Origin of the sequence: Brevundimonas sp. (assembly GCF_004210735.1) — a bacterium.
GTDB lineage: Bacteria > Pseudomonadota > Alphaproteobacteria > Caulobacterales > Caulobacteraceae > Brevundimonas.
Map to the genome: position 1 here is coordinate 1 of NZ_SDZL01000135.1, position 1,343 is coordinate 1,343.

General features: G+C 71.1%; 1 protein-coding gene. It reads right to left on the reverse strand.

The genetic code is table 11. The features are described 5' to 3' along the window. Positions 1–32: 32 nt before the first annotated feature. A partial coding sequence (locus tag EON91_RS14435) for an autotransporter outer membrane beta-barrel domain-containing protein (protein WP_292096102.1) occupies positions 33–1,343 on the reverse strand: 1,311 nt, incomplete at its 5' end.

Consider the following 1,343-nt stretch of genomic DNA (forward strand, 5'->3'; position numbering starts at 1 on the left):
GCCCTTTCAGGCGGCGGCCGGGCTGTTGCGTGTCACCAGCTGAACTTGATCCCGGCGCGGGCGGTGAAGCCCTCGACCTCGCCGAAGTCGCCTTCGGCCTGGATGAAGCCGCCCAGGCCCGACGGGGCGTCCAGGCTGGCGCCCAGCACGGCCCGCCCCCAGGCGCCGTGCGCCCGGTCCGTCACGCCCACCGCCTCGTCGCCCAGCAGCAGGGTCGAGGCGTTGTCGCCGTCGAACTCGTTCAGGGCGTGGACCGCCGCGAACGGCTTGAAGCTGAGGCCGTTTGCGACCGTCATCTCGGCCCCGGCGCGCATGCCGATCCGGCCGACCAGGCTGGTGGTGTCGCCGAACACCACCTCGGCCCCGTCGCGCGCCTTCATCCGGCCCAGCGCCGTATCCGACCACGACAGCGAGGCCTGCGGCTCGACGTACCAGCCCTGCCCCGCCTCGATGCGCCAGGCGGCGTCGATGCGGGCCCCGGTGGTGAAGCCGTTCGAGCGGGTCTTCAGGTTCGCCTCGGCCCAGTCGTAGTCCAGCTTGAACGTGTCCAGCTTGGCCAGCACGCCGATCGACAGCGGGCCCGAGAACCAGTGGCCATAGGCGCCGACGCCGACGCCGTCATATTCGGTCACGTCGCCGTTCTGGAACCGCAGCTCGGTCTTGCCGGCCCCGGCCAGCATGCCGAACACCAGGTCCGAGGTTTCCAGCGCCACCGCGCGGTCCACGCCCGCCTGCACGCCCTGGCTCTTCACCTCGTGCGACAGATCGGCGTCGATGCTTTCGCCCATCAGGTCGAACGCGCGTTTCGCCTCGATGTCGTTCGAGCCGCCGTAGACCTGGGCCCAGACCTGGTCGCCGCGATCGCCCCGTCGGCCGCCATCGCGCATCTGCTCGAACCGGGCCGACACCACGTCCGCGCCCGAGGTCCACTGATGCTGCGCGCCGGTCGCCACCTTGGTCGGCTCGAACGCCGGCGGGGCCAGCTCGCCGCTGATCCGGTACTCGCCGTCCGTGAACGCCAGGTCGAAGCCGATGAAGCCGCCGCCCGCGACGCGCACCGTCATCTCCTGGCCCGTCTGGGCCATGGCCGATTCCGCGATCACCACGCCGGCGTCGCCCAGCGAGGCGCGACCCTGCAGGGTCAGCACCACCTCGTTCACGCCCATGAACCCGCCCGCGACGATCCGGTCCGCCACCGGCGCCGCGCCGCGCAGGTCCAGATCCAGCCCGATGCGGCCGCCCGTCTGACCGTTCAGAACACCGTCCAGCGTAAAGACGTCGCCCGCCACACTGTTGGTCAGGTCGATCACGCCCGAATTGTTCAGACGCTCCAGGCCCACGAA